The organism is Mycobacterium sp. NPDC048908, from assembly GCF_043197955.1.
Taxonomy (GTDB): Bacteria; Actinomycetota; Actinomycetes; order Mycobacteriales; family Mycobacteriaceae; genus Mycobacterium.
Window position 1 is genome coordinate 211,990 of record NZ_JBICUE010000006.1, and the last position, 23,522, is coordinate 235,511.

The window sequence follows — 23,522 nt, forward strand, 5'->3', positions numbered from 1 at the left end:
GGCCGATGAAGAGTAGTGCGGTCCGCCCGTTGACGGGCTTGGCGTTTATTGTCGCCATTGGGTTGATCATCGCTTTGGCCATCGGCCTGTTCCGGGGCAGCTTTACCAAAACCGAGCCGGTGACGGTGATTTCGGATCGCGCTGGTCTGGTGATGAACAACGATGCCAAGGTCAAGATGCGTGGCGTGCAGGTCGGCAAGGTCGAGTCGATCGAGTACCAGCCGGACGGCACCGCGGCGCTGCACCTGGCGATGGATCCGTCGCAGCTACATCTCATCCCGTCAAACGTGAACGTCGACATCCAATCGTCAACGGTGTTCGGCGCCAAGTCTGTTGACATGGTTCCCCCGGATAATCCTTCAGCGCAGCAGCTCCGCCCCGGTCAAGTGATCCAGAGCCAGCACGTCGTGGTCGAGATAAACACCGTCTTTCAGCAGTTGGTGCAGGTGCTGGACAAGATCGACCCCGCGAAGCTCAACCAGACCCTCGGCGCAATCGCGAAGGCGTTCAACGGTCGCGGCGAAAAATTTGGCAGGACGCTGACCGATTTCAACGCTTTCCTCGCCGAAATAGAACCGAGCCTGCCAAACCTCAGCCGCGACCTCGAATCCGCGGTTCCGACACTCAGCGCGTACGCGGATGCGGCACCCGACCTCATCAAGGCCGCTGATAGCACCACAACGATCAGCAATTCCGTCGTCGACCAACAACAGGAGCTTGACCAATTCCTGGTCAGCTCAATCGGTTTAGCGGACATCGGGAACGAGGTGATCGGCGGTAACGAACCAGCGCTGGCCGAGGTGGCGCGCCTGCTGGTGCCCACCACCGAACTGCTCAGCCGGTATCACGAATCAGTGAATTGTTCGATTGCCGGACTAGCCGTGATGGCGAATTCGCCACCACTTCCCGGTAACAACAGCGCCGTGGTCGTGTCTGCCGGTCTGACACTCGGTACCGAACGCTATCGCTATCCGAATGACCTGCCGAAGGTCGCCGCCAAGGGCCGGCCATATTGCAAGGAACTGGGTCTGCCCAATGTTCCCCCCGAGTTCCGGGTGCCGGCCATCGTCGCTGATGTTGGCGCCAATCCGTACCAATACGGAAACCAGGGCATTCTGTTGAACTCGGCGGGACTCAAGAACTGGTTGTTCGGGCCGATTCCTGGACCGCCGCGTAACTCCGCACAGATCGGAATGCCCGGATGACACGCGCGAGGGGCACGCTCATCAAATTCACGGTCTTCGCGGTCGTGATGGCGGTTTTGACCGCCTTCCTGTTCTTGATCTTCAGCCAGATGAGAACTGGTGCGACGAATGGGTACTCGGCGATCTTCACCGACGCTTCACGACTCAAAACGGGAGATACCGTGCGAGTCGCGGGGATTCGGGTCGGCACCGTGAACGGGGTGTCGCTGCAGCCGGACCGCCGCGTGCTCGTCGATTTCGACGCGGATCGCACCGTTGTGCTGACCACCGGAACCCGAGCGCAGATTCGCTATCTGAATCTAACCGGCGATCGCTTTCTCGAACTCGCCGACAGCCCGGGATCGACGAAGATACTACCGGTCGGCTCACAGATACCCGCGGATCGTACGGCACCCGCCCTGGACCTCGACCTGCTGCTCGGGGGGCTGAAACCGGTTATCCGAGGCCTGAATCCGCAAGACGTGAACGCGCTCACCTCCTCGCTCGTCCAAATCCTGCAGGGCCAAGAGGGAACCCTCGAATCACTGTTCTCGAAGACATCGTCATTTTCAAACTCTTTGGCGGATAACAGCCAGGTCATCGAGCAGTTGATCGACGACTTGCGAACGCTCCTCGGAACACTATCCAAGGACGGTGACGAATTCTCCGGTGCGATCGACCGGCTCGAGCAACTGGTCAGTGGCTTGTCGGCCGACCGCGATCCCATTGCTCAGGCGATCACGTCTCTCGACAACGGCACCGCCTCACTCGCCGACTTGCTCGGCCGTGCGCGCCCGCCGTTGGCCGGCACCGTCGACCAGTTGAGCAGGCTGGCTCCCCTGCTGGACGGAAAACACAAAGATTATTTTGACGCCACCCTTCAGCGGCTGCCCGAGCTCTACCGCAAACTCGCGCGGGTCGGCTCCTACGGCTCGTTCTTCCCTTACTACATCTGCGGGATCACCTTCCGGGCCAGCGACCTGACAGGCCGCACCGTGGTCTTCCCCTGGATCAAACAAGAGACAGGGAGGTGCGCCGAACAGTAATGGACAGATACAGCGGATCCCAACTCATCAAAGCAGGGGTCATCGGCGTCATCCTGATAATTCTGGTGATCGTCGTGGGCCTTCAACCGCAAAAGTTGCTGCAATACGCCACCGCCATCAAGTACCAGGCGCTCTTCACCGAGGCCGGCGGCCTCGCGACGGGCAACGACGTGACGGTGTCCGGCATCAAGGTCGGCTCGGTGTCCTCGATCGAACTCGACAACGGCGACGCGCTGGTCACCTTCACCATCGCAGGTAGCGCCGCCCTCGGCTCGGAAACCACTGCGCACATCCGAACCGGAACCCTGCTGGGCGAGCGGGTGCTCGCCTTAGACTCCTCGGGAAGCGGCACGCTGGACCACAATCAGACTATTCCGGTGACGCGCACGTCGTCGCCGTACTCGCTGACCGACGCGGTCAGTGAACTCACCACGAACACGGCGGCAACCAACACCGACACCCTCAACCAGTCGCTCGACACGTTGGCGGCGACGCTCGACCAGATTTCGCCGCAGTTGGGGCCGACGTTCGACGGCCTGTCGCGACTGTCGAAATCGCTCAACGATCGCGATCAAAGTTTGGCCGAGCTGCTGAAAACCGCCGGCGACGTGACCGGCATCCTCTCGGAACGCAGCAACCAGGTCAACACGCTCATCCTGAATGCCAACGATCTGCTCGCGGTGCTCAACGAGCGTCGACAGGCGATCGTCAGCCTGCTCGCCAACACATCGGCGGTGTCGCGTGAACTAACCGGCGTGGTTGCCGACAACGAGCAGAAGTTGGCGCCGACGCTGGAAAGGCTGAATCGCGTCAACGCGATGCTGATAAAGAACCGGGACAATCTCTCCAAGGCGATCCCGGGCCTGGCCAAATACGAGCTCACTCAAGGTGAGATCGTGGCCACCGGCGCCTATTACAACGCGTTCGTACCCAACATTTCACCAGCGCAGATCCTGCAGCCGTTCCTGGACTACGTCTTCGGTTTCCGACGCGGCGTGGACGCAGGTCAGCCGCCGGACAACGCGGGCCCACGCGCCGAGCTGCCCTTCCCAGTCAACGGGATCCCGCTACCAGGAGACCTGCCCGATGATGGCAACCCGTAAGCGCCTCGTCGCACTCACCGCCGTGCTTCTGGCCGTGGTCCTCCTGGCCGGAGCGGTGATGTTGGTGCGCTTGGCCTTCTTCAAACCCCACACCATCACCGCCTACTTCCCGACCGCGACCGCCATCTATCCCGGCGACGAGGTCCGCGTCTCGGGCGTCAAGGTCGGCAAGATCGACTCCATCCAACCCGAAGGCACGCAAACGAAGATGACCTTGAAGGTCGGTCGCGACGTGCCCATTCCGGCTGACGCCAAGGCGGTCATCGTCGCCCAGAACCTGGTCGCGGCGCGGTACGTACAGCTCACGCCGGCGTACCGGAAGGGTGGCGGACCGACCATGCATGACGGCGCGGTGATACCCATCGACCGAACCGCAGTCCCCGTCGAGTGGGACGAGGTCAAGACGCAGTTGATGCGCCTGGCAACGGATTTGGGGCCGAAGGCCGGGGTGTCGGGCACCTCCGTTTCGAGGTTCATCGACAGCGCCGCGGACGCATTGGACGGCAACGGCGCCAAGCTCCGGCAGACATTGGCCCAATTGTCCGGCGCCGCAAGGATTTTCGCCGAAGGCGGCGGCAACGTCGCCGATATCATCAAGAATCTGCAGATCTTCGTCACCGCACTTCGCGACAGCAAAGAACAGATCGTCATGTTCGAGAACCGGCTGGCCAGTTTGACAAGTGTCGTGAACGACAGTAGGTCCGATCTGGACGCTGCGCTAAAGGATTTGTCGGTCGCCCTCGGCGAGGTGCAGCGCTTCGTCGCCGGCAGTCGCGACCAGGTGTCCGAGCAGGTGAGGAGCCTGGGCGAAGTCACCCAGATCCTGGTCGACAACCACATGGCTCTTGAGAACGTCCTCCATATCACGCCGAACGCGGTCGCCAACTATCAAAACATCTACTACCCGCCCTCCGGCGGGGTGAGCGGCGCGATTTCGCTCGCCAACTTCGCCAATCCGGTCTATTTCTTCTGCGGCCTGATCGGCGCCGTCGAGAACACCACCGCACCCGAAACGGCGAAACTCTGCTCGCAATACCTTGGACCGGCTTTGCGATTGCTCAATTTCAACAATCTGCCGTTCCCCATCAACTTGTACCTGCGACCTGCGCCCAAACCGGAAAACATCATCTACACCGACCCGAAGCTAGCGCCAGGAGGTGCCGGGCCAGGCGACGCGCCCGAGCCACCGCCCACTGTGTCCGCATACACCGGTGCCGGCGATGTCCCACCGCCCCCCGGCTGGGGACAGCCACCCGCGCCGCCGGGGTTGTATTCGCCAGGCGGAGAAGTACCCGCCACTCCGTCGCCGGCGTTATTCCCCGGCGCACCGATTCCGGGTCCGCCCACCATCCTTCCCGGACCGCCGCCGACCGTTGACGGCATGCTGCTTCCGCAAAACCCTGCGCTTCCGGCTGATCAGGCGCCACCGCCCGTGGCACCCGGTACGCCATTGCTGCCCGCAGAAGGGGGGCCACGACCGTGACCGGCAGCCGAAAAGTGAGGTGGTTCACCATCATCGGGGCGTGTCTGGCCGTGACGATGACGGGTTGCTCGTTCGAAGGATTGAACTCGCTACCGCTACCCGGCGCAGTCGGACGTGGACCGGACGCCGTCACCTATCACGTCGAGATCCCGAATGTGTCTACGATGGAGTCGAATTCGCCGGTCATGATCAACGACGTCGTCGTCGGCAGCATCGGCAAGATGACCGTCAAAGACTGGCATGCCGATGTGGAGATTTCGGTCAAGCCCGACGTGGTCGTGCCTGCCAATGCGGTGGCCACGGTCGGTCAGACCAGCCTGCTGGGCTCGATGCACTTGGCGCTCAACCCGCCGCTCGGCGAAAAGCCAATTGGCAGATTGCAGCCCGGTGCCACCATCGGCTTGAACCGGTCTTCGGCCTATCCGACCACGGAACAGACACTGTCATCGCTGTCGGTGATCGCCAACGGAGGCGGTCTGGGACAGATCGGTGACATCATCCACAACTTCAGCGCCGCGTTGTCAGGACGCGAACCACAGATCCGCGAGCTGCTCACCCGCCTCGACAACGTCGTTGGCGTACTTGATCAGCAACGCGACAACATCATTTCCACCATCCAGCAACTGAGGCGAGTTGCCGGCACGTTCGCGGGGCAACGCGATGTGATCGACCGCGCGCTCAAGGACATTCCGCCGGCATTGGATGTGCTGGTCAGGGAGCGGCCGCGGTTGACGACCGCGCTGTCGAAGCTCGGCCAGTTGAGCGACACCGCGACTCGGCTGGTCAACGATGCGGGTGACGATCTGGTGGCCGACCTGAAGAATCTCGAGCCGACGATCAAGGCACTCGCCGACGTCGGACCCGATCTGACGGTTGGGCTTCGATTTGCCACCGCCTTCCCGTACGGCCCGACCTTCGCCGACCGAGTCGCGCGCGGGGACAACATCAACCTGTTCGCCGTTTTCGACATCACCTATCCGCGACTGAAGCGGACCTTCTTCCTCGGCACTCGGTGGGGCGACCAGGACGCTAAATTCATTCCCGCGCCCGGAGATCCGTTCTATCTGAATTATTCCTACAATCCGCTCGGTGTGGGTGTCGCGCCGCCACCTCCCGAGGATGCGACCGCCGCGGAGGGGTTGCCTCCTGCGCAAGCGCCGCCGAGTGGGCCGATGCCGGCAGTCACCGAGCCGCTGGTGCCCGTGGTGCCACCGGCGAACGCGGCTCCGGTGACCACATCCTCGCAAGTCTTTGCAGGGCCGTATGCCCCCGAACAGCCGGCACCGCCGGCGGTCCCATCGACACCGGGAGGCGGTGGCTGATGGTTTTGACGCGCTTCGTCCGAAACCAGCTGATTATCTTCACCATCGCGTCGATCGTCGGTGTGGCGGTGATGATTTTCACCTACATGCAGCTGCCGGCCTTGCTCGGTATCGGCCACATTCAGGTGACATTGGAACTGCCGGCCGCCGGCGGCCTCTATCGCTTTGCCAACGTGACCTACCGGGGGGTGCAGGTCGGGGAGGTGAGGGACATCAAGCTCACCAAGACCGGCGCGGAGGCGAAGATGACGCTGGGCACTTCGCCGAAGATTCCCGCGAATTTGCAGGCAAACGTCCTCAGCGTTTCCGCTGTCGGCGAGCAGTATGTGGACCTGCGTCCGCGTACCAATTCGGGCCCGTATCTGCGCAATGGCTCGGTGATTACCGTGGACAACACCACAGTCCCGCAGCAGGTGGGTCCAATGCTGGACCAACTCAGCGCGCTTGTAGGCAGCATTCCAAAAGACCGAATCAGTGACTTGCTCGACGAGTCGTTCAAGGCCTTCAACGGCGCCGGCGACGACTTCCAATCCCTTGTCGACTCGTCGTCAAAGATCACCGGTTACCTCAACGACGTATCCGACCAGAGCCGAGCGCTGATCGATGACAGTGGGCCACTTCTGGATTCGCAGGCCCAGACCACGGACGCGATTCGGACGTGGGCGCGCAGCTTGGCTGGAATCACGGACCAGATCGCGCAGGACGACCCGCAGGTGCGAGCGCTCCTGCAACGCGGACCCGGCTTCGCGGAGGAGGTTTCAGCGCTTCTCACTCAAATAAAGCCGACTCTGCCGGTACTGCTGGCGAACCTCACCACCGTGGGTCAGATCCTCGTCACCTACAACCCGTCGCTGGAACAACTCCTGGTGCTTCTGCCCGGGGTCATCGCGGCCCAGCAGTCATTCGGGCTTCCGAAGAACAACCCGACGGGACTGCCCCTCAGCGACTTCTCACTCACCGTCGCTGATCCGAACGCATGCACGGTCGGTTTCCTGCCGCCGTCGCAGTGGCGCAACCCCGCCGACACCACCACAATCGACACGCCGGACGGGTTGTATTGCAAACTGCCGCAGGATTCGCCCATCGCCGTGCGTGGCGCCCGCAACTACCCCTGCATGGCGCACCCCGGAAAGCGCGCCCCCACAGTCGAACTCTGCAACGACCCCAAGGGGTTTGTGCCCCTGGCGATGCGCCAACACAGCCTCGGCCCGAATCCATTCGACCCGAACCTGGTCGCGCAAGGCGTGCCGATCGACGACCGGGTCGACTTCAACGACAGAATCCACGCGCCGGTCGAGGGCACACCTCTGCCGCCGGGTACGGGCTCGCTCGGTCTGCCGCCGGATCCGTTGGCAGCCCCGGTGTCACCCACACCTTCGGGGCCGCCGTTGCCGCCGCCCCCTCCGGGCAATTCCCTGAACGGAGAGCCGATACCGCCCGTCGAGGCGCCGGTCGCGCCCGTTGCCGGAGAGGCGCCACCGGTGCCGCACGGTCCGCTCCCCGGGCCCGCGGAGGTGCCACCCTCAGACGGCGGGGTTCCTGTCGCGCCAAGCGCGTTCAACGACAACGGACATGGCGGTCCATCGGTCGCGATCGCGAGCTACGACCCCCGCACGGGGCGTTATATGAGCCCCGATGGGCGGCTTCAGCAGGTGTCGACCCCGGTTGCCGGGACGCAACCCAAATCGTGGAAGGACCTGCTGCCCATCTGATCGGCGGGAGGCACCTAAGACATCAGTTCCAGTCGCACGGGCAACTGGGTGACAACCGGCTTGCTGTAACCGCATGCGCCACTGGGCGCCTGTGTCCTTTCCCAGCCGACGACTAAGTTCCGGTCCTTGTTCTTCTCGCTGGTGACCGGATTGAACCCCCACAGTGCGAAGTTCTGGTGAGCAGGGGCCGCAGTGCCGTCGGGGCACGGGAGCCAGTTCGGGATGTCGCGGTCGATCCGCCACGAATCGCCGTTGAAGTTCAGCGCACCCGTCCAGCCCGCGTCGCTTCTGACCTCGCCGTAGCATTCGATCGGACTGACACAATCCGAGGTGACAAAATAGGTCTCGATCTTCGACGGCTGGTCTATGTAGACCATCGCTCCGCCGGCGCCATTCGGACCTGCGCTGGTTTGCGCCCATTCGCCGTTCGAGAAGGCTCGATAGGTGCCGTTGAGCGCAACCCCGTAGTCCGTGGCTTGCGCCGAGGGGGCTGTCCCGATGATTCCGACCAGGGCAACGATCGCTCCACCCGCGGCCCGCAGCTCAACTCCACGCATGACGTCAAGCCTATCGTTCCCGGTAGTAATCCTCTCCAAGAGCGAGAATTTCGTTCCCAGGTGTGGAAAAATTGTGCCGTGCGATCCACCGTCGCGGTGCTTGCTGCCGTCCTCACCGCCGGATCTGTGGCGGCTGCGCCCGCAGTCGCCGCTGACAACGATCCGACCGACTGCAACTATCCGAGTTGCACGCCCGGCATCAAGCCCAACGTCGTGCTGGGTTCCTATTGCGACAACCCCACCTATTACGCGTTCGGTGTGACGTCATGGGGACGCCTGGTGTTCTGCGGTTCGCCACGGCGCTATGAACCACGTTGGTTCCGCTCACCCGAAATGCACGGAGTGAAGAACGAAAACGACTTCTGCCCGGCGATGGACGGCGAGATGGCGCAGGCGCCTGACGGTTTGATCCTGACGTGCGTGGCCTACGAGGGCGCCAGCCGCTGGGTGCGCGGAGATACCTAGAAGTTCACCCACCGCAGGGCGCCGTTGACCGACGCGCACCGCAGCGGAACCCCAGGGGTTCGCATCAGCTGTAAGTCGTTGCCTGCCAACGGTTGTTGTGCCGTCGCGCCGGCCTGATCGCAGGGCAGCGCCACCTCACGTGTGCCGACCAACGGCCCGACCGGCACCCACATGCCCTGCGAGGCGCAGATCAGCGTTCCGCCGCTTGCACCGAGGCCGAACACGAACGACGGTGCGGGCGTACACGGCGCGCCTGCAGCGACGCCTCGCGCGACGTTCGGCACGCAGTCGACGGAATCGCACGCCGCAGTAGCCTGACCGGCGAGAGATATTGTCGCCGTGACCAATCCGCACGCAACTGCTGACGCCGCAAAGACCTTGCGCATGTGCGCCAGCCTACCCAGCCGGTGTGAACTCGATGTTGAGTTCGGTGAGTCCGCGCAGAATGAACGTCGGCTCGTAGGTGTAGTTGCGCGCGTCGATCGGGCCGTGCTCGACCTCGCTGATCCTGATGTCGGCCAGCCGGTCGAGGAGCCGCTCGATTGACACCCGGCCCTCGACGCGGGCCAGCGGGGCACCCGGGCAGGAGTGGATCCCCCTGCTGAACGCGATGTGTTCGCGGACATTCTTGCGGTCCAGTTGAAACTCGTGCGGGTTCTCGAACCGGCGGGGATCGCGGTTGGCCGCGCCGGGGCTGACCATCACCGTGGTACCTGCAGGCACCGGGATTTCGCCGAGAGCCGTTGTCTTGCGGGCCATTCGGAACACACTCTTCACGGGGCTGTCCATCCGCAGGCATTCCTCGATGAAGACCGGAATGAGGCTGCGGTCATCCCGGAGCCGCTGCTGGATGTCGGGCCGGTCGCCCAGCACACGAAGCGCCGCGCCGAGTAGTTTCGCGGTGGTCTCCTGACCGGCGGCGAACAGGAACGTCGCGGTGCGGACGACGTCGACCACCTCAGGGGTGGAGCCGTCGGGGTACTTGGCGGTGGCGATGGAGGTCAGCACGTCGTCGCGGGGCGATTTCCGGCGATCTTCGATGTACTGCGAGAACTTCTCGTCCGCCCACGCCAACGGATTGGTGGCGATCACCTCATGGTCCAGGGCGCCGATGTTGGTTCCGGGCTGTCCTGCACCGAAGGACTGACGGAAGTCCTCGTGGTCGGTTTCCGGGACGCCCAGTAAGTCCGCAACCACCAAGAGGGAGAACGGTTTCGCGTATGCGGCGAGGAACTCGCAGCGGCCGTCGGCGATGAACTCGTCGATGTGGCGATCGGCCAACCGCCACATGAAGTCCTCGTTCTCCTTCAGCCGCTTCGGCGTCAGCAGTCGAGACAGGATCGAGCGAGCGTTGGTGTGCTGCGGCGGGTCCATCGTCACCATGTGCTCGAACATCGGGATCTGCGTGCGGTGCGCTTCGAGCTGCGCGCAGATGTCGTCACCCTCCGGGGTGAACGGGATCGGTGTGAACGGTCCCATCACCGCAACGCATGACGAGTAGTTCTCGGAGTCCTTGTAGACGTTGTTGGCCGCTTCCCAGCCGGTGACGGCGAGGACTCCGTTGTTGATCGGGCAGCACACGGGGTCCTTGCCGCGGATGTGGTCGTAGTACGGGTGAGGGTCTGGCACCAATGACGGATCCGTGAAGTAGTCGACACCGTCGTAATCAGTGGTCATCTGCTTGCGCTTCCTTCCGGATCGCGAGATATGCTGAGCATCTGCTTAGCATGCACGTAGAGTCACGGTCAAGGTGACACCACGGGGCGGCGGCTACCATCTGCGTGGCAGCAGCTATGAGAGGAATTGACATGGCATCGGCGCGAAGAATCGGAGCGCCGGACGCGAAGAACCGCGGCGTGCTGCTCGACGCCGCCGAGCAACTGCTCCTCGAGGAGGGCTACGCGGCGGTCACCTCGCGGCGGGTTGCGGAACGGGCCGGTCTCAAGCCGCAACTCGTGCACTACTACTTCCGCACGATGGAGGACCTGTTCCTCGAGGTGTTCCGGCGCAGAGCGGAAGAGGGACTCGGGGTGCTGAAGACGGCGCTGGCGTCGCCGCAACCGCTCTGGGCGCTGTGGCGCTTCAGCACGATGCCGGAGGCGACGCGACTGACGATGGAGTTCATGGGTCTGGCCAACCATCGCAAGGCGTTGCGGGCCGAAATCGTCTACTACGCCGAGCGTTTCCGTGAGGAACAGAACAAAGCCATCGCCGCCGCGTTGGAGCGTTACGGCATCGCCACTTCGGAGGTCCCGCCCGTTGTGTGGACGGTGTTCGCGACGAGCGTGTCGCAGGCGATCGTGATGGAACGCGCGCTCGGCATGTCTTCGGGTCACGACGAAACCTTCAAGTATTGCGAGGAATGGCTACGCCGCCTCGAAGGTGAACCGCTATCGGTCGAAGTTCACCACGGGCGAATCGAGCAAAGCGCGCCCTTCGGCCCCTGACTGGTCTTCACGACCACACCGTCGACGGCAAGCGCGCAGTGAATGTTCGGCCTCTTCGTTGACTCGCCGGTGCCAGCGACCACCATCGCCCACTGATCCGGGTCGGCCAGACCGACGTCAAGGTTCCATTGCTGGTTCGGCCCGACGTCGGCTTCGACATTGGGACTGAATTGATAGGGGTTGTGGCTGTAGTCAGCCCAGTTCGGCGGGTCGACGTCGCGGTAGTAGATCTCGACCGTGAACGGCTGCTCGGCCCACACCGTGTAGTGGACGTTGTGCAACGGCGGTGGCGGCGGATCGTTGTCCGCGGCCGCTCGGGGTGTACCGCCACTGAGGCAGGCGGCCGCCAGCGCCGTTGCCCACACCATGGCAAGCAGCGGCCTGGCCCGAGCGCGCGCAGCCGGAAGCATCATTTGCGAGATTTTAGAACCTTGTTTTCGCACCGGGCTCCGAATCGCAGATCCGGCGTTTACCGGCTGAGGATCGTCGCCGACGCGGTGCCCGGCGCGCCGTATACCTGCGCCAGGCCGACGCGGGGATTACCGGGCACCTGCCGATCGCCTGCCTCACCGCGCAGTTGACGCACCAACTCGTGCACCTGCCGCAGCCCCGAGGCGCCTATCGGCTCACCATTGGCGATCAACCCTCCGTCGGTGTTGACCGGCAGTGAGCCGTGGATTTCAGTCTCGCCGTCGGCGATCAGCTTCTCCTGATCGCCGTTTGCGCACAGCCCCGTCTCGGCCATGTGGATGACCTCGGCGCCGGCATCGGTGTCCTGCAACTGGGCGACGTCGACGTCCTCGGGGCCGATGCCCGCGGCCTCATATGCGGCCTTGGCTGCGAACACCGTGGGGGAAGGGTCCTCATCGAGCGGCGCCGAGGTGGCGTGCACCTCGTAGGCGCCGAAGGTGCGGGTCCGGATCTCGGTGGCCCGCACATAGACCGGCTTGTCGGTGAACTTGTGCGCGATGTCGCCGCGGCACATGATGACCGCGGCCGCGCCTTCATCGGGAGCGCAGAACATGTACTGCGTCAGCGGATAGTTGAGCACCGTCGAGCTGAGGATCTCTTCCTCGGGAATAGGCTTGCGCCGGAACGCATTCGGATTCTTCTCGCCGTTGCGGAAGTTCTTCGCCGCCACCTTCGCCAGCGTCGCCTGCGAGATGCCGTGTTTGTGGATGTAGTGGTTGGCCTTCATCCCGAAGAATTTGGTGGTGACGAACTGACCGTTCTCGGCGTACCACTGCGGCAGCGCGAGCTTGGCGGGATCGTCGGTGAACGCACCACGCGGGTGTTTGTCGAGACCGATCGCGATGCCGATGTCGTACTTGCCCAACCGGATGGTGTCGGCCGTCTGCTGGATCGCCGACGCGGCGGTAGCGCACGCGTTGAAGACATTGGTGAACGTGATGCCGGTCAAGCCCACCAGGCGGGTTACCGCGTCGGGATTGGAGACCTCATGGCTGCCCCCGAAGCCGAACTGGATGTCCTTCCACTGCACTCCCGCGTCGGTGAGGGCAGCGTCGATCGCGTCGGCGCCCATCTCCATCGCCGTCTTGTCGAAGCGTCCGAACGGGTGCAGACCCACGCCGATGATGGCGACGTCGTTCATTGGCGTTCCTCTCTTAGACCGGTTGGAAGGCGAAGGTGACGACCTCGTTGCCATCTTCGTCGGTGGTGAACGGCACCATGGTCAGTTCCACTTCCTGGCCGAACTGGAGTTTGGCCGGATCATTCTCGGTGAGGCGGCCCTCGACGCGGATGACGTCATCGAGTTGCACCAGGCCCACGCCGAATGGGACGAAGTCTTTACCGGTCGGACCCTTGTACGGCGCGCCGGGCGGGAAGCCCTGCGTCGTCCACGCGATCAAAGTCCCGCGGCGGGGTAACAGCACCTCGGACATCTGGCCGGCACTGCACTTCGGGCAGCGCCGCTGTACGGGAAAGGCGGTGGCTCCGCAGCTACCGCAGGTGCTCCCGATGAGTTGAGGGTTCTCGGCAGGCCAGGTCGAAATCTCCGGCGCAAGCGCAATCTGCTGTGCTGACACGCGGTTCACGATAACCGGAAATGGGATTCTCGTCTAGAGAGAACACGAGCGCGCATAGCCAACGACCAACGCCGTGATGTCGCGACTGACCACCTCGGCGAAGGACCGCCCGCCGTACTTGCCCGCGGCCCAGTGGCGCGCACCTTCGCCGACCAGAGACTGAGCGACGTTCGCGACATGCGCGACATCGACGTGCCGGGGCAGCTTGCCGTCCTGTTGCGCCCGCTCGAAGATCTCGGCGAAGATCAGCGACGTCCGCTCGAGATGATCGTGGCCGGCGAGCGCCTGGCGATATCCCTCGAGAATGGCCTCGATGATGAGTTCGGGCGTGCTGCGCCGCATGGTGTCCTCGATGCTGGCGAGCACCGCCGTGATGACCGCCGACACCTCGTACGGTTTGGCCATCATCTCGGTCGCGACGTTGTGCGCGACATCCGTCGACAACACCCCGACTTCGAACAGGACGTCCTCCTTCCGCGGGAAGTAGAAGTAGAACAACGCCTTCGACACGCCCGCGGCCCGGCAGATGTCGGCCACGGTCGTGCCCGCATACCCATTGGTGCGCCACAACGCCATCGCCGCCTGCACCAGCGACCGTTTGGTCTGGTGTGAGCGCGCCTGCTGGAACGAGGCCCGGCGCTGACCTTGGTCAGCAACAGATATCCGAGCTATCTCAGGCATTGGCAATGCTTTTCCACGGTATGCATAGTTGACCCGAGTCTAACTTGTGAAATAGCCTCGCCGTGTGGATGCCGACAAGGAGCAGATCGCCGAGGTGCTGATCCGCTACGCCACCGGAATCGATTCCAAAGACTGGCCGCTGCTGCGCAGGTGCTGGACCGAGGACGTCGATGTCGACTACGGCGAAGTCGGCCGCTACTCGGGCGCCGATGCGATCACCGACCTGATGCGGCAGCTTCACAACGCGATGGGGCCGACGTATCACCGGCTGACCAACTTCGCGATTGCCGTCGAAGGTGAATTCGCCACGGCGCGGTCGTACGTACACGCTGTGCTGCAGGCGGTCCCCGACGACGCGACCAGTTGGGTTGAAGCGCTGGGGCATTACGACGACGAGCTGGTCCGAACGTCTGATGGCTGGCGCATCTCCCGCCGGACGACGAGCATCGCGCGGGTGCACGCGGGCGCGCCATCGGCTGCCAACTCATGACCGGAGGTTTCGTCGAGAAGTACGGCCGGTGGGCCGTCGTCGCGGGAGCCTCCGAGGGCATCGGTGCCGCACTGGCCGACCAATTGGCCTCGCGTGGAATGGATCTGGTGCTGATCGCGCGCAACGGGCCTCTGCTCGACGAAGTGGCCACCCGAGCACGCGGCGACCACGGAGTGCAGACCAGGGTGCTCGTGCAGGACCTCACCGACCCTGGCGCCGGCACGGAAGTGGCCGCTGCGACGGACGGTCTCGACGTAGGGCTGCTGATCTACAACGCCGGCGCGTCGGATCGGACCAACGCATTTCTGGACAACGACGTCGACTACTCACTCGAGCAGATCAAGTTGGACTGCATCGGGCCAACTGTCCTCGCACACCACTTCGGTACGGCCATGCGTCAGCGCGGTCGCGGAGGCATCGTGCTCGTCGCTTCGTTGGCCTGCCTTGCCGGATCCGCCACGCTCGCGATGTACTCGGCGGTCAAGGCGTTCCAGCACAATCTCGCCGAGGGACTGTGGGCCGAGCTTCGGCCACACGGTGTCGACGTCTGCTGCACACCACTCGGCATGACGTACACCCCGGCGCTTCGGCGGATGGGCATCGAGTACGACCCCGCCGCGCACATGTTGTCCGAGGACGTAGCCCGCGAGATCATCGATAACATCGGCAACGGTCCGGTGCATGTGGTCGGGGAGAACAATCGGGCGGCTTCTGCTGCGGTGTGGACCATTGACCGGCGCGCTCTCGTGGAGATGATGAGCACGGCCTCACTGGATTTCGCGGCCAAAAGGAGCGTCTGACATGCGTGCGGTAGTGCTTCGCGACAGCGCGCTCGAGGTCCGCGACACCGCCGATCCCGTCCCCGGCCCCGGTCAACTGCTGATCCGACCGCTGAGCGCGGCGATCTGCGCGTCCGACGTCCACTACATGGACCATCCGAATTCGGCCCCTCGATTCGTCTGGGATTCGGAGCGCGACACCGTCATGGGACACGAGTTCATCGGCGAGGTGGTCGGCCACGGGCCGGAGTGCTCCGATGACTTCCCGATCGGCTCACGCGTCACCAGCCTCCCGTTGCTGATCCGCGAGGGCGCCGAACCGCATGTGATCGGCCACGATCCGGATGCCCCAGGGGCGTTCGGTGAGCTCATGCTGGTGTCGGAGGTGTTGGCCCGCACGGTGCCCGACGGTGTTTCCGACGATGCGGTCGCGGTGGTCGATGCGTTCGCGGTGGGGGAGTTCTACGTTCGCAGTTCTGCGATCGGACCCGGTGAGCTGCCGCTCGTTGTCGGGGCCGGCGCCATCGGCCTTTCCGCGGTCGCGGCTCTGGTATCGCGTGGCGTCGGCCCGGTGATCGTTTCGGACTACAGCGCCGAACGCCTGGATTACGCAACAAAGTTCGGGGCAGATGTGCTGGTGAATCCGGCTGAGCGCTCGCCCTATGACGTGTGGCGAGAAGTGGCCAGTGACAAGGGAATTCAGAAGGCGCAGGTCATCTTCGAATGCGTCGGCGCACCAGGTCTGCTCGGCGACATCATCGGGTCATGCGAGTTCCAGGCCCGGCTGTTCGCCGCCGGCGGTTGGCACGGCAGCGATTCGGTGTCGGTCACCGAGGCCACGCACAAGGGGGTGACCATTCAGTTCGGCGGTGGCCCGCATCCCGTCGACTGGTACGGCACACTCGATGCGGTGGTCAGCGGTCAACTCGACCCGTTGCCGAGCATCGGCAAGGTGATCGGCCTCGACGAGGTGCCCGCCGCGATAGACCACGCACGCAAGGCGCAGGGGCCGCCGCGCGTCGTCGTCCATCCCACGGCATCATGAACGTGCTGCCAGGTCCGATCCGTCAGATCGGTTACGTCGTCGGTGACATCGACGAGGCGATCGCGAGTTGGGTCGCGCTGGATGTGGGACCCTGGTTCGCCGTGCGGGGATTGTCGATGCGGGCGCACTACCGTGGCCAGCCCTGTGAGACGACGCTGTCGCTCGCGCTGTCCAACAGCGGTGAGATGCAGATCGAGCTGATCTACCAGCACGACGAGACGCCGAGCATCTTCACCGAATTCCTCGCTGCCAACGGCCCCGGCTATCACCAGTTGGCGTACTGGGCAGAGGAATTCGATGCCGCGATGAAGGCCGTCGAGGACGCGGGCTGGCCTGTCGTGTGGTCCGGAGGCGAAGATTTCGGGGTGCGCTTCGCCTACGTCGAACCGCCCAACAGCCCCGCGACCGTCATCGAAATCTCCGAACTCACGGAAACCACCAAGGCAAGTTCCGCGTTCATTCGCGACGCGGCGGCGAACTGGGACGGCAGCGACCCCATCCGCGAGATGGGCGGCTAGCGACTACTTGCCGCGCTTCATTACCTTGTCTGCGGCCGCCCAATGTTCGTCGGCGATCCACAGCCGGGCAAACGCCGCCACCGCCTCCGTCGTCGAGGCCCCCTTCATCACGCGTTTGATCTCATCGGCCGGCCGACTCGCCAACGCCTTGGCGATACCGCGCCAACCGTCCTCGAAGGAGGCGCGCGGTAACACCTTGTCCACCAAGCCGATTCGTTCGGCCTCGGCCACATCGAGCACGGCGCCGGTGCCGGCCAGCAGCAGCGCCTTGCCGTAACCGACGAGCGTGACGAGCCGCTCGGCACCGCCCCAGGCCGGCATGATCTCCAGCGCCACCTGGTTGAACCCGATCTTGATGTCGTCGGCGGCGAGCCGGATGTCTGCCGCCACGGCGAATTCAGCGCCGCCACCGAGCGCGTGGCCGTTCAGCACTGCGATGGTGGGGGTGGGAAATCCGGCGATCCGGTCGCAGATCGTGCGCATCCGAAACGCCATCGCCGCCGCCTCGTGTTCGGTGCGCAGCGCGCTGAGTTCCTTCAGGTCGCCACCGGAGACGAACGCGCGATCACCCGCGCCCGTGAGCACCAGCGCGCTGGCGCCGACGGCCCCGTCGAGCGCCTTCTCGAGCTGGTCCATGGTTTCCAGCGAAATCGCGTTGCGGGCGTGCGGCCGATCGATGGTGATGACCGCCAGGCCGTCGTCCAACTCAAGGTCGACCATCGAGCGTTCTCCGTCTGCGGTATTGGCATTCTCTGCAGCGGAGAATAGCATCGCAGCGGGAGTGGAGGTGCCGCCTAGCCATGCGAAACATCCCTGTCGAGCTGACCAAACGCTACGAGGAGGAGGGCTGGTGGACGCGAGACACCCTCGGTGACCTCATCGCTCGCGGCCTGAAGGACAACCCCGACGTCGGATTCGTCGTGCATTCTGCGGTGCGGCCGTTCGCCGGCAACTTCGGTGACGTCGAGTTGGAGGCGCGTCGGCTGGCGGCCGGTCTGCGGGCCCGCGGTGTCGGGCCCGGTGACGTGGTGGCGTTGCAGCTGCCCAACTGGATGGAGGCGGCCGCCGCGTTCTGGGCCTCGACATTCCTGGGCGCGGTGACGGTGCCGATCGTGCATTTCTACGGGCGCAAGGAACTCGGCCACATCCTCGGCACGGCCAGGCCACGTGTCTTCATCACCGCAGAAGAGTTCGGACGCATGCGGTTTCAGCCAGACCTGTGCGCGGACATCCCGATTGTCGGGCTCGTCGGCTCCGATTACGAAGAGCTGCTCGCCGACGAACCGCTCGACGGCACGCTGCCCACCGACCCCGCGGGGCCGGCCCTGATCGCCTTCACCTCCGGCACCACAAGTAATCCCAAAGGCGTCGTGCACAGCCATCAGACGTTGGGTTTCGAGACGCGCCAGTTGTTGGAGAACTATCCGAAGGACCGCGGTCGCCAGCTCACCGCAACGCCGGTCGGCCACTTCATCGGCATGCTGGGCGCCTTCCTCATTCCGGTTCTCGAAGGTGCGCCAATCGACCTCTGCGACGTCTGGGATCCCGGCAAGGTGCTCAAACTCATTGAGCGCGAAGGGCTGTCGATCGGCGGCGGCCCCCCGTACTTCGTCACCAGCCTGCTCGACCACCCGGACTGCACGCCCGCGCACATGAGCCACTTCACGACCGTCGGCCTCGGCGGCTCAACGGTGCCCGCAGCGGTCACGCGGCGCCTGGCCGACCTCGGCATGTTCGTGTTCCGGTCATACGGCAGCAGCGAACACCCGTCCATCACCGGGTCCGCACCGACCGCTCCCGAGGACAAGCGGCTGTACACCGACGGCAATGCGCGTCCTGGCGTGGAGATCCGGCTCGGCAGTGACGGCGAGATCTTCAGCCGCGGTCCCGACCTGTGCCTCGGCTACACCGATCCCGAGTTGACGGCCAAGGCATTCGACGCCGACGGCTGGTACCGCACCGGGGATGTGGGGATGCTCGACGACGACGGCTATCTGACCATCACCGACCGCAAGGCCGATGTGATCATCAGGGGCGGCGAGAACATCAGTGCCCTCGAGGTCGAGGAGGTGCTGCTGAGCATGCCGAGCGTCGCGGAGGCGGTGGTGGTGGCCACCCCCGACGAACGGCTCGGGGAGCAGACGGCCGCGGTGCTGCGCGTGCGGGCCGGCCACTCGATGCCGACCATCGACGAGGTGCGCGAACACTTTAGGCAGGCAGGCGTCGCAACTCAGAAGTGGCCGGAGGAACTGCACCAAGTGGACGACTATCCGCGCACCGCAAGCGGAAAAGTGCAGAAGTTCCGGGTGCGCCAGAACGTGCTGGCGGCCCGGCAGGATATTGCGACTTGTCAAAAGTGAGAATATGATTCTCACAACCAGAAAAGGAGTGTTCCAATGGGGCAACTGTCGCACCGGGTCGACATACCGTTTCCGCTGTTCGATGCGGACAACCACCTGTATGAGCCGCCGGAGGCGCTGACCAAATACCTGCCCAAGGAGTACCAGGACGTCGTCCAGTACGTGGAGGTCAACGGTCGCACCAAGATTGCGCTGCGCGGGGTGATCAGCAACTACATCCCCAACCCCACGTTCTCGGTGGTCGCCAGGCCGGGCGCATGGGAGGAGTACTTCAAGTTCGGCAACCCCGAGGGTAAGAGCAAGCGTGAACTGTTCGGCGAACCGATGAGGTCCATTCCGGCGTTCTTCGAGCCCGGTCCCCGTCTCGAGCTGATGAACGAGTTGGGGGTCGACCGCTCGCTGATGTTCCCGACGCTGGCCAGCCTGATCGAGGAGCGGTTGCGCGACGACCCGGTCGCCATCCACGTGCTGATCCATTCGCTCAACCAGTGGCTCGACGAGGTGTGGGGTTTCAATTACCAGAACCGCATCTTCACCACGCCGGTGATCACCTTGCCCATCGTGGAGAAGGCGATCGAGGAGTTGGAGTGGTGCGTCAAGCGTGGCGCGCGCGCCATCCTGATCCGTCCGGCGCCGGTGCCCGGCTTCCGCGGGCCGCGGTCGTTCGCGCTGCCTGAGTTCGACCCGTTCTGGCAGAAGTGCGTCGAGTACGACGTGCTGATCGGGATGCACTCGTCGGACAGCGGCTACTCCCGCTACACCTCCGAATGGGACGGTGCGGCCCAGGAAATGCTGCCGTTTCAGACCAACGCGATGTCGATCCTCAACGAGTGGCGTCCCATCCAGGACGCCGTGGCGTCGTGGGTGATTCACGGTGCGCTGTTCCGCTTCCCGGCGCTCAAGGTGGCGATCGTCGAAGCAGGGTCGAAATGGATGTTCCCGCTTCTTGACTCGATGGCCGAGGTGTACAAGAAGACCCCCGAGAGTTTCCCCGGCAACCCGGTTGAGGAGATCAAGAACCGCATCCACGTCAGCCCGTTCTACGAGGAGGGCATCGACGACCTGATCAACCTGGTCGGCGTGGAGCAGGTGCTCTACGGCTCCGACTGGCCGCATCCGGAGGGCCTCGCCGAGCCGACCCATTACGTCACCGCGCTCGAGCACCTCTCGGTCGAGGATCAAGCGAAGATCATGGGCGGCAACCTGGACCGGCTCGTCACGGTGTGACCGTCCCGCAACCGTGGTCGACCATCCCCGAGATGGTCCTGAGCGCGGCGGACCGCTTCGGCAACGCGGAAGCGGTCGTCGACGGTCCGCTGCGCCTCACCTTCGCTCAGCTCGTTGCCCGGATCCGTTGTGCTGCAGGTGCATTCGCTGATTTCGGGGTGACGAGGGGCGACCGTGTCGCCGTCTGGGCGCCGAATTGCGCCGAGTGGATCATCGCCGCGTTCGGGCTGCTGACCGCAGGTGGCGTGCTCGTGCCGGTCAACACCCGGTTCAAGACCGAGGAGGCGGCCGACGTCATCGGCCGGAGCGGCGCCAAGGCGGTGCTGGTCCAGAAGGGATTCCTCGGCCAGGATTTCACCGCCCCCCCAGACGTTCCGGTGATCGATCTGAAATCTGATTTCCTGTCCAGCGGCGCGCCGTTCGAACGGGACGTCGACGGCGGCGACATCTCCGACATCATCTTCACCTCCGGCACCACCGGACGGCCCAAGGGCGCGAAGATGACTCACCGCCAGACGCTGCGGATGTACGAGGAGTGGGCGACGCTCGCCGATCTTCGCGAGGGCGACCGCTACCTGATGATCAACCCGTACTTCCACACCTTCGGCCTGAAGGCGGGATTGATCGCGTCGTTCCTGCGCGGCGCGACCATGCTGCCGGTGGCTGCCTTCGATATCGATCGCGTCGTGGAACTGATTGCAGCTGAACGCATCACGATGCTGCCGGGGCCGCCGACGCTGTACCACTCGTTGCTCGCCGTCACCGAGAAGGGCAAACTCACGACCCTGCGCGCCGGTGTCACGGGCGCCGCGGACATTCCCGTCGAACTGGTCCGCCGGATTCACGACGAGCTTCCGTTCCAGACACTGATGACGGGCTATGGGCTCACCGAGGCGGGCAACGTGACGCTTTCTCGACCCGGCGACTCGTTCGAAGATGTCGCCACCACCGCCGGGCTGCCGTGCGAGGACATAGAGGTGCGGATCGCCGACGACGGTGAAGTACTCGTACGCGGCTACGGCGTCATGCAGGGATACCTCGACGACCCTGCCGCCACGGCGGACGCCATCGACGCCGACGGGTGGCTGCACACCGGCGATCTCGGCAACTTCACCGAATCCGGTCGGCTGCGCATCGTCGGCCGCAAGAAGGACATGTTCATCGTCGGCGGCTTCAACGCCTACCCCGCCGAAATCGAGGGATCTCTGATGCAGCACCCTGCGGTCGCGCAGGCGGCCGTGATCGGTGTTCCCGATGAACGGTTGGGACAGGTCGGCAAGGCGTTCGTCGTGGTGAAGACTGGCGAAGCCGCCGTAAGCGGGGACGAATTGATTGCCTGGAGCCGTGAGCGGATGGCCGGATTCAAGGTTCCGCGGTCTGTCGAGTTCCTCGAACAGTTACCGTTGAACGCCACTGGCAAGGTGATGAAGGACAAATTGCGCTGAGCGCCCGCACAGCGCGTAAATAGCATTTCCGCAGGAAGCGCGCCGAAGGTTCCCGTTCGGGATGCGGTATCCTCTCGGCAATACTCAGAAATGAATAATGACATTCTCACATTTAGTAAAGCTTTGCAGCAGACAAGGAGGTCGCTGTGCCGTCTTTCAGGCGCCGCGCGTCGGTGATCGACGCTGACCGCGTCGACGAGCCGCCGCGCGAACCTGACCGGGCGGCCGACGCATCCGAGGCATTGACCCTCGCCGACGAAGCCGAGGCTGAGGCGGCGGAGGCGGAGGCGATCGCTGCCGCGGCCCGGGCCAGGGCGCGTGCGATCCGGCTTCGCAGACAAGCGCAGAGCGCCGGTGCGGACGCGGAGGCGCCCGATGCTCCGAAACCTGCCGTCGCCGATGATGAGCCGCAAGCCTCTGTAGCGGTCGAGCTGACCGAACCGACCGTGGCCGTCGGCGACGACGCCGCGGCCGACGTCACCGCCGAACCAGTGGGCAAGCGGCCGTCCCTGGTCCTCCGAGTCCTGAAGGTCGTCACGACCGTTGTCGCCATCGCAGCCACCGCGGCGCTGATCACGTTGAGCGTTCTGATGGTGATCAGTCACCGGCAGCAGGCGGCCGAACAGCAGAACCGCGCTGAGTTCACGGCGGCCGCGCGGCAGAGCGTGGTGACTCTGATGTCGCTGGACTTCAACAAAGCCAAGGAGGATGTCCAGCGCATCATCGACAACTCGACGGGGCAGTTCCACGACGACTTCAAGAACGAGGCCGAAGACTTCATCAAGGTGACCCAGGATTCGAAGGTGGTCACGGAGGTCACCGTCAATGCCACCGGCGTCGAATCGATGACTGACAATTCGGCCGTCGTCCTGGTGTCGGCCAGTTCACGCGTAACCAACGCCGCGGGCGCCAAGCAGGAGCCGCGTTCATGGCGGCTATCGGTCAATCTCGAGCGCGTCGGCGACCAGATCAAGATGTCGAAAGTGGAGTTCGTGCCGTGACCACCAAGGACACCGACGCCGTGACCGACGTCGACGAAACTAAAACGGTCATCGACGAACCCGTCGAAGAGGTGGCGAAGGGCGGCGGGGGCCAGCGTCGACCGGTGCGCGGGCTGGCGGGGCGAGTGGCCGCCATCGTGTTGGCGGTTGCGCTGCTTGCCTCGGCCGGCGTGGCCGCTTGGCTGTACTTCGGTCAGTACCGTGCTGACCGGCAAATCGACGATGCTGCCACCGACGGCGCGCTCGACGCCGCGAAGACCGGCACAGTCGCGATGCTGTCGTATTCACCCGAAAGCCTCGACAAGGATTTCGCGGCTGCGAAATCGCATCTGACGGGCGACTTCCTGTCGTATTACACGAACTTCACCCAGCAGATCGTCACACCGGCCGCCAAGCAGAAGGCCGTCAAGACCTCCGCGGCCGTCGTGCGGGCCGCCGTGTCGGAGATGCATCCCGATTCCGCCGTCGTGTTGGTGTTCATCAACCAGAACACCACCAGCAAGGAGAACCCGGACGGTGCCTTCGCGGCCAGTGCGGTCAAGGTGGGGCTGAAGAAGGTCAATGACGCCTGGCTGATTTCGTCGTTCGACCCCGTGTAGCGTCGGCGCC

At 64.3% G+C, this 23,522-nt stretch carries 25 protein-coding genes; 17 read left to right on the forward strand and 8 right to left on the reverse strand.

Annotation, left to right across the window (positions count from 1 at the left end; all coding sequences use genetic code 11):
- The first annotated feature begins 5 nt into the window (after positions 1-5).
- The 6 genes from ACGFK1_RS18105 to ACGFK1_RS18130 are packed head-to-tail and all read left to right on the forward strand — an operon-like array spanning position 6 to position 7,850.
- The gene (locus tag ACGFK1_RS18105) at positions 6-1,205 is read left to right on the forward strand and encodes an MCE family protein (RefSeq protein ID WP_393431851.1); all 1,200 of its coding nucleotides are present in this window, start codon (positions 6-8) and stop codon (positions 1,203-1,205) included.
- A complete protein-coding gene (locus tag ACGFK1_RS18110; RefSeq protein WP_393431854.1) occupies positions 1,202-2,230 on the forward strand; it encodes an MCE family protein in 1,029 nt (342 codons plus the stop codon). Before ACGFK1_RS18105 ends, ACGFK1_RS18110 begins: the two co-directional genes overlap by 4 nt.
- Entirely contained in the window at positions 2,230-3,333 is a 1,104-nt protein-coding gene (locus ACGFK1_RS18115; RefSeq protein WP_393431857.1) for an MCE family protein, read from the forward strand. Before ACGFK1_RS18110 ends, ACGFK1_RS18115 begins: the two co-directional genes overlap by 1 nt.
- A complete protein-coding gene (locus ACGFK1_RS18120) occupies positions 3,317-4,816 on the forward strand; it encodes an MCE family protein (protein WP_393431860.1) in 1,500 nt (499 codons plus the stop codon). The genes ACGFK1_RS18115 and ACGFK1_RS18120 overlap by 17 nt, the downstream gene beginning before the upstream one ends.
- Entirely contained in the window at positions 4,813-6,138 is a 1,326-nt protein-coding gene (locus tag ACGFK1_RS18125; RefSeq protein ID WP_393431863.1) for an MCE family protein, read from the forward strand. Before ACGFK1_RS18120 ends, ACGFK1_RS18125 begins: the two co-directional genes overlap by 4 nt.
- Positions 6,138-7,850, forward strand: a complete 1,713-nt coding sequence (locus ACGFK1_RS18130) for an MCE family protein (RefSeq protein WP_393431866.1) — start codon at positions 6,138-6,140, stop codon at positions 7,848-7,850. The genes ACGFK1_RS18125 and ACGFK1_RS18130 overlap by 1 nt, the downstream gene beginning before the upstream one ends.
- 14 nt (positions 7,851-7,864) lie before the next feature.
- On the opposite strand, the gene ACGFK1_RS18135 is transcribed toward ACGFK1_RS18130, so the two are convergent.
- Complete coding sequence (locus tag ACGFK1_RS18135; RefSeq protein WP_393431869.1) at positions 7,865-8,407, reverse strand: hypothetical protein; 543 nt, start codon at positions 8,405-8,407, stop codon at positions 7,865-7,867.
- Positions 8,408-8,485: 78 nt separating this feature from the next.
- Here ACGFK1_RS18135 and ACGFK1_RS18140 point away from each other — a divergent pair, with 78 nt between their 5' ends.
- Positions 8,486-8,872 carry a hypothetical protein gene (locus tag ACGFK1_RS18140; protein WP_393431872.1) on the forward strand — a complete coding sequence of 129 codons (387 nt, stop codon included), beginning with the start codon at positions 8,486-8,488 and terminating at the stop codon, positions 8,870-8,872.
- Here the strand turns inward: ACGFK1_RS18140 and ACGFK1_RS18145 are convergent.
- Together ACGFK1_RS18145 and ACGFK1_RS18150 are read right to left on the reverse strand one after the other, a co-directional pair.
- Positions 8,869-9,156, reverse strand: coding sequence for a hypothetical protein (locus ACGFK1_RS18145; RefSeq protein ID WP_393431875.1), 288 nt, complete (start codon positions 9,154-9,156; stop codon positions 8,869-8,871). The genes ACGFK1_RS18140 and ACGFK1_RS18145 overlap by 4 nt on opposite strands.
- A 112-nt stretch (positions 9,157-9,268) precedes the next feature.
- On the reverse strand, positions 9,269-10,549 hold the full coding sequence (locus ACGFK1_RS18150; RefSeq protein WP_393431878.1) for a cytochrome P450: 1,281 nt from the start codon (positions 10,547-10,549) through the stop codon (positions 9,269-9,271).
- A 131-nt stretch (positions 10,550-10,680) separates the two neighbouring features.
- Here ACGFK1_RS18150 and ACGFK1_RS18155 point away from each other — a divergent pair, with 131 nt between their 5' ends.
- A complete protein-coding gene (locus tag ACGFK1_RS18155; protein WP_393431881.1) occupies positions 10,681-11,319 on the forward strand; it encodes a TetR/AcrR family transcriptional regulator in 639 nt (212 codons plus the stop codon).
- On the opposite strand, the gene ACGFK1_RS18160 is transcribed toward ACGFK1_RS18155, so the two are convergent.
- The 4 genes from ACGFK1_RS18160 to ACGFK1_RS18175 are packed head-to-tail and all read right to left on the reverse strand — an operon-like array spanning position 11,277 to position 14,048.
- Positions 11,277-11,732 (reverse strand): hypothetical protein, encoded by a 456-nt coding sequence (locus ACGFK1_RS18160; RefSeq protein ID WP_393431884.1) that lies wholly within the window; start codon positions 11,730-11,732, stop codon positions 11,277-11,279. The genes ACGFK1_RS18155 and ACGFK1_RS18160 overlap by 43 nt on opposite strands.
- 56 nt (positions 11,733-11,788) lie before the next feature.
- Entirely contained in the window at positions 11,789-12,931 is a 1,143-nt protein-coding gene (locus tag ACGFK1_RS18165) for a thiolase family protein (RefSeq protein WP_393431887.1), read from the reverse strand.
- A gap of 13 nt (positions 12,932-12,944) precedes the next feature.
- The gene (locus ACGFK1_RS18170; protein ID WP_393432365.1) at positions 12,945-13,379 is read right to left on the reverse strand and encodes a Zn-ribbon domain-containing OB-fold protein; all 435 of its coding nucleotides are present in this window, start codon (positions 13,377-13,379) and stop codon (positions 12,945-12,947) included.
- A 21-nt stretch (positions 13,380-13,400) separates the two neighbouring features.
- Complete coding sequence (locus ACGFK1_RS18175; RefSeq protein WP_393431890.1) at positions 13,401-14,048, reverse strand: TetR/AcrR family transcriptional regulator; 648 nt, start codon at positions 14,046-14,048, stop codon at positions 13,401-13,403.
- Positions 14,049-14,112: 64 nt separating this feature from the next.
- On the opposite strand from ACGFK1_RS18175, the gene ACGFK1_RS18180 reads away from it, so the two are divergent.
- The 4 genes from ACGFK1_RS18180 to ACGFK1_RS18195 are packed head-to-tail and all read left to right on the forward strand — an operon-like array spanning position 14,113 to position 16,880.
- The gene (locus ACGFK1_RS18180) at positions 14,113-14,538 is read left to right on the forward strand and encodes a nuclear transport factor 2 family protein (protein WP_393431893.1); all 426 of its coding nucleotides are present in this window, start codon (positions 14,113-14,115) and stop codon (positions 14,536-14,538) included.
- Positions 14,535-15,338 carry an SDR family NAD(P)-dependent oxidoreductase gene (locus ACGFK1_RS18185; RefSeq protein ID WP_393431896.1) on the forward strand — a complete coding sequence of 268 codons (804 nt, stop codon included), beginning with the start codon at positions 14,535-14,537 and terminating at the stop codon, positions 15,336-15,338. Before ACGFK1_RS18180 ends, ACGFK1_RS18185 begins: the two co-directional genes overlap by 4 nt.
- Position 15,339: 1 nt before the next feature.
- Complete coding sequence (locus ACGFK1_RS18190; RefSeq protein WP_393431898.1) at positions 15,340-16,362, forward strand: zinc-binding dehydrogenase; 1,023 nt, start codon at positions 15,340-15,342, stop codon at positions 16,360-16,362.
- Positions 16,359-16,880 (forward strand): VOC family protein, encoded by a 522-nt coding sequence (locus ACGFK1_RS18195; protein WP_393431901.1) that lies wholly within the window; start codon positions 16,359-16,361, stop codon positions 16,878-16,880. Before ACGFK1_RS18190 ends, ACGFK1_RS18195 begins: the two co-directional genes overlap by 4 nt.
- 3 nt (positions 16,881-16,883) lie before the next feature.
- Here ACGFK1_RS18195 and ACGFK1_RS18200 read toward each other — a convergent pair whose 3' ends face one another.
- Positions 16,884-17,600 (reverse strand): enoyl-CoA hydratase/isomerase family protein, encoded by a 717-nt coding sequence (locus ACGFK1_RS18200; RefSeq protein WP_393431904.1) that lies wholly within the window; start codon positions 17,598-17,600, stop codon positions 16,884-16,886.
- Positions 17,601-17,680: 80 nt separating this feature from the next.
- Here ACGFK1_RS18200 and ACGFK1_RS18205 point away from each other — a divergent pair, with 80 nt between their 5' ends.
- The 5 genes from ACGFK1_RS18205 to ACGFK1_RS18225 all read left to right on the forward strand — a co-directional run bounded on the left by ACGFK1_RS18205 (position 17,681) and on the right by ACGFK1_RS18225 (position 23,512).
- The gene (locus ACGFK1_RS18205; RefSeq protein WP_393431907.1) at positions 17,681-19,240 is read left to right on the forward strand and encodes an AMP-binding protein; all 1,560 of its coding nucleotides are present in this window, start codon (positions 17,681-17,683) and stop codon (positions 19,238-19,240) included.
- 36 nt (positions 19,241-19,276) lie between these two features.
- Positions 19,277-20,467 carry an amidohydrolase family protein gene (locus tag ACGFK1_RS18210; RefSeq protein WP_393431910.1) on the forward strand — a complete coding sequence of 397 codons (1,191 nt, stop codon included), beginning with the start codon at positions 19,277-19,279 and terminating at the stop codon, positions 20,465-20,467.
- Between the two features lie 32 nt (positions 20,468-20,499).
- Complete coding sequence (locus tag ACGFK1_RS18215) at positions 20,500-21,912, forward strand: FadD3 family acyl-CoA ligase (protein ID WP_393432368.1); 1,413 nt, start codon at positions 20,500-20,502, stop codon at positions 21,910-21,912.
- 146 nt (positions 21,913-22,058) lie between these two features.
- Positions 22,059-22,913: a hypothetical protein gene (locus tag ACGFK1_RS18220; protein ID WP_393431913.1), complete on the forward strand. Its 855-nt coding sequence runs from the start codon at positions 22,059-22,061 to the stop codon at positions 22,911-22,913.
- A complete protein-coding gene (locus ACGFK1_RS18225) occupies positions 22,910-23,512 on the forward strand; it encodes a hypothetical protein (RefSeq protein WP_393431916.1) in 603 nt (200 codons plus the stop codon). The genes ACGFK1_RS18220 and ACGFK1_RS18225 overlap by 4 nt, the downstream gene beginning before the upstream one ends.
- The last annotated feature ends 10 nt before the right edge of the window (positions 23,513-23,522 follow it).

Coding starts and splice junctions, on each gene's coding strand:
- ACGFK1_RS18185 (WP_393431896.1), top strand. CDS start 14,535: ATGACCGGAGGTTTCGTCGAGAAGTACGGCCGGTGGGCCGTCGTCGCG.
- ACGFK1_RS18190 (WP_393431898.1), top strand. CDS start 15,340: ATGCGTGCGGTAGTGCTTCGCGACAGCGCGCTCGAGGTCCGCGACACC.
- ACGFK1_RS18120 (WP_393431860.1), top strand. CDS start 3,317: ATGATGGCAACCCGTAAGCGCCTCGTCGCACTCACCGCCGTGCTTCTG.
- ACGFK1_RS18135 (WP_393431869.1), bottom strand. CDS start 8,407: ATGCGTGGAGTTGAGCTGCGGGCCGCGGGTGGAGCGATCGTTGCCCTG.
- ACGFK1_RS18215 (WP_393432368.1), top strand. CDS start 20,500: ATGGTCCTGAGCGCGGCGGACCGCTTCGGCAACGCGGAAGCGGTCGTC.
- ACGFK1_RS18105 (WP_393431851.1), top strand. CDS start 6: ATGAAGAGTAGTGCGGTCCGCCCGTTGACGGGCTTGGCGTTTATTGTC.
- ACGFK1_RS18130 (WP_393431866.1), top strand. CDS start 6,138: ATGGTTTTGACGCGCTTCGTCCGAAACCAGCTGATTATCTTCACCATC.
- ACGFK1_RS18150 (WP_393431878.1), bottom strand. CDS start 10,549: ATGACCACTGATTACGACGGTGTCGACTACTTCACGGATCCGTCATTG.
- ACGFK1_RS18155 (WP_393431881.1), top strand. CDS start 10,681: ATGGCATCGGCGCGAAGAATCGGAGCGCCGGACGCGAAGAACCGCGGC.
- ACGFK1_RS18205 (WP_393431907.1), top strand. CDS start 17,681: ATGCGAAACATCCCTGTCGAGCTGACCAAACGCTACGAGGAGGAGGGC.
- ACGFK1_RS18160 (WP_393431884.1), bottom strand. CDS start 11,732: ATGATGCTTCCGGCTGCGCGCGCTCGGGCCAGGCCGCTGCTTGCCATG.
- ACGFK1_RS18210 (WP_393431910.1), top strand. CDS start 19,277: ATGGGGCAACTGTCGCACCGGGTCGACATACCGTTTCCGCTGTTCGAT.
- ACGFK1_RS18200 (WP_393431904.1), bottom strand. CDS start 17,600: ATGGTCGACCTTGAGTTGGACGACGGCCTGGCGGTCATCACCATCGAT.
- ACGFK1_RS18165 (WP_393431887.1), bottom strand. CDS start 12,931: ATGAACGACGTCGCCATCATCGGCGTGGGTCTGCACCCGTTCGGACGC.
- ACGFK1_RS18175 (WP_393431890.1), bottom strand. CDS start 14,048: ATGCCTGAGATAGCTCGGATATCTGTTGCTGACCAAGGTCAGCGCCGG.
- ACGFK1_RS18195 (WP_393431901.1), top strand. CDS start 16,359: ATGAACGTGCTGCCAGGTCCGATCCGTCAGATCGGTTACGTCGTCGGT.
- ACGFK1_RS18115 (WP_393431857.1), top strand. CDS start 2,230: ATGGACAGATACAGCGGATCCCAACTCATCAAAGCAGGGGTCATCGGC.
- ACGFK1_RS18110 (WP_393431854.1), top strand. CDS start 1,202: ATGACACGCGCGAGGGGCACGCTCATCAAATTCACGGTCTTCGCGGTC.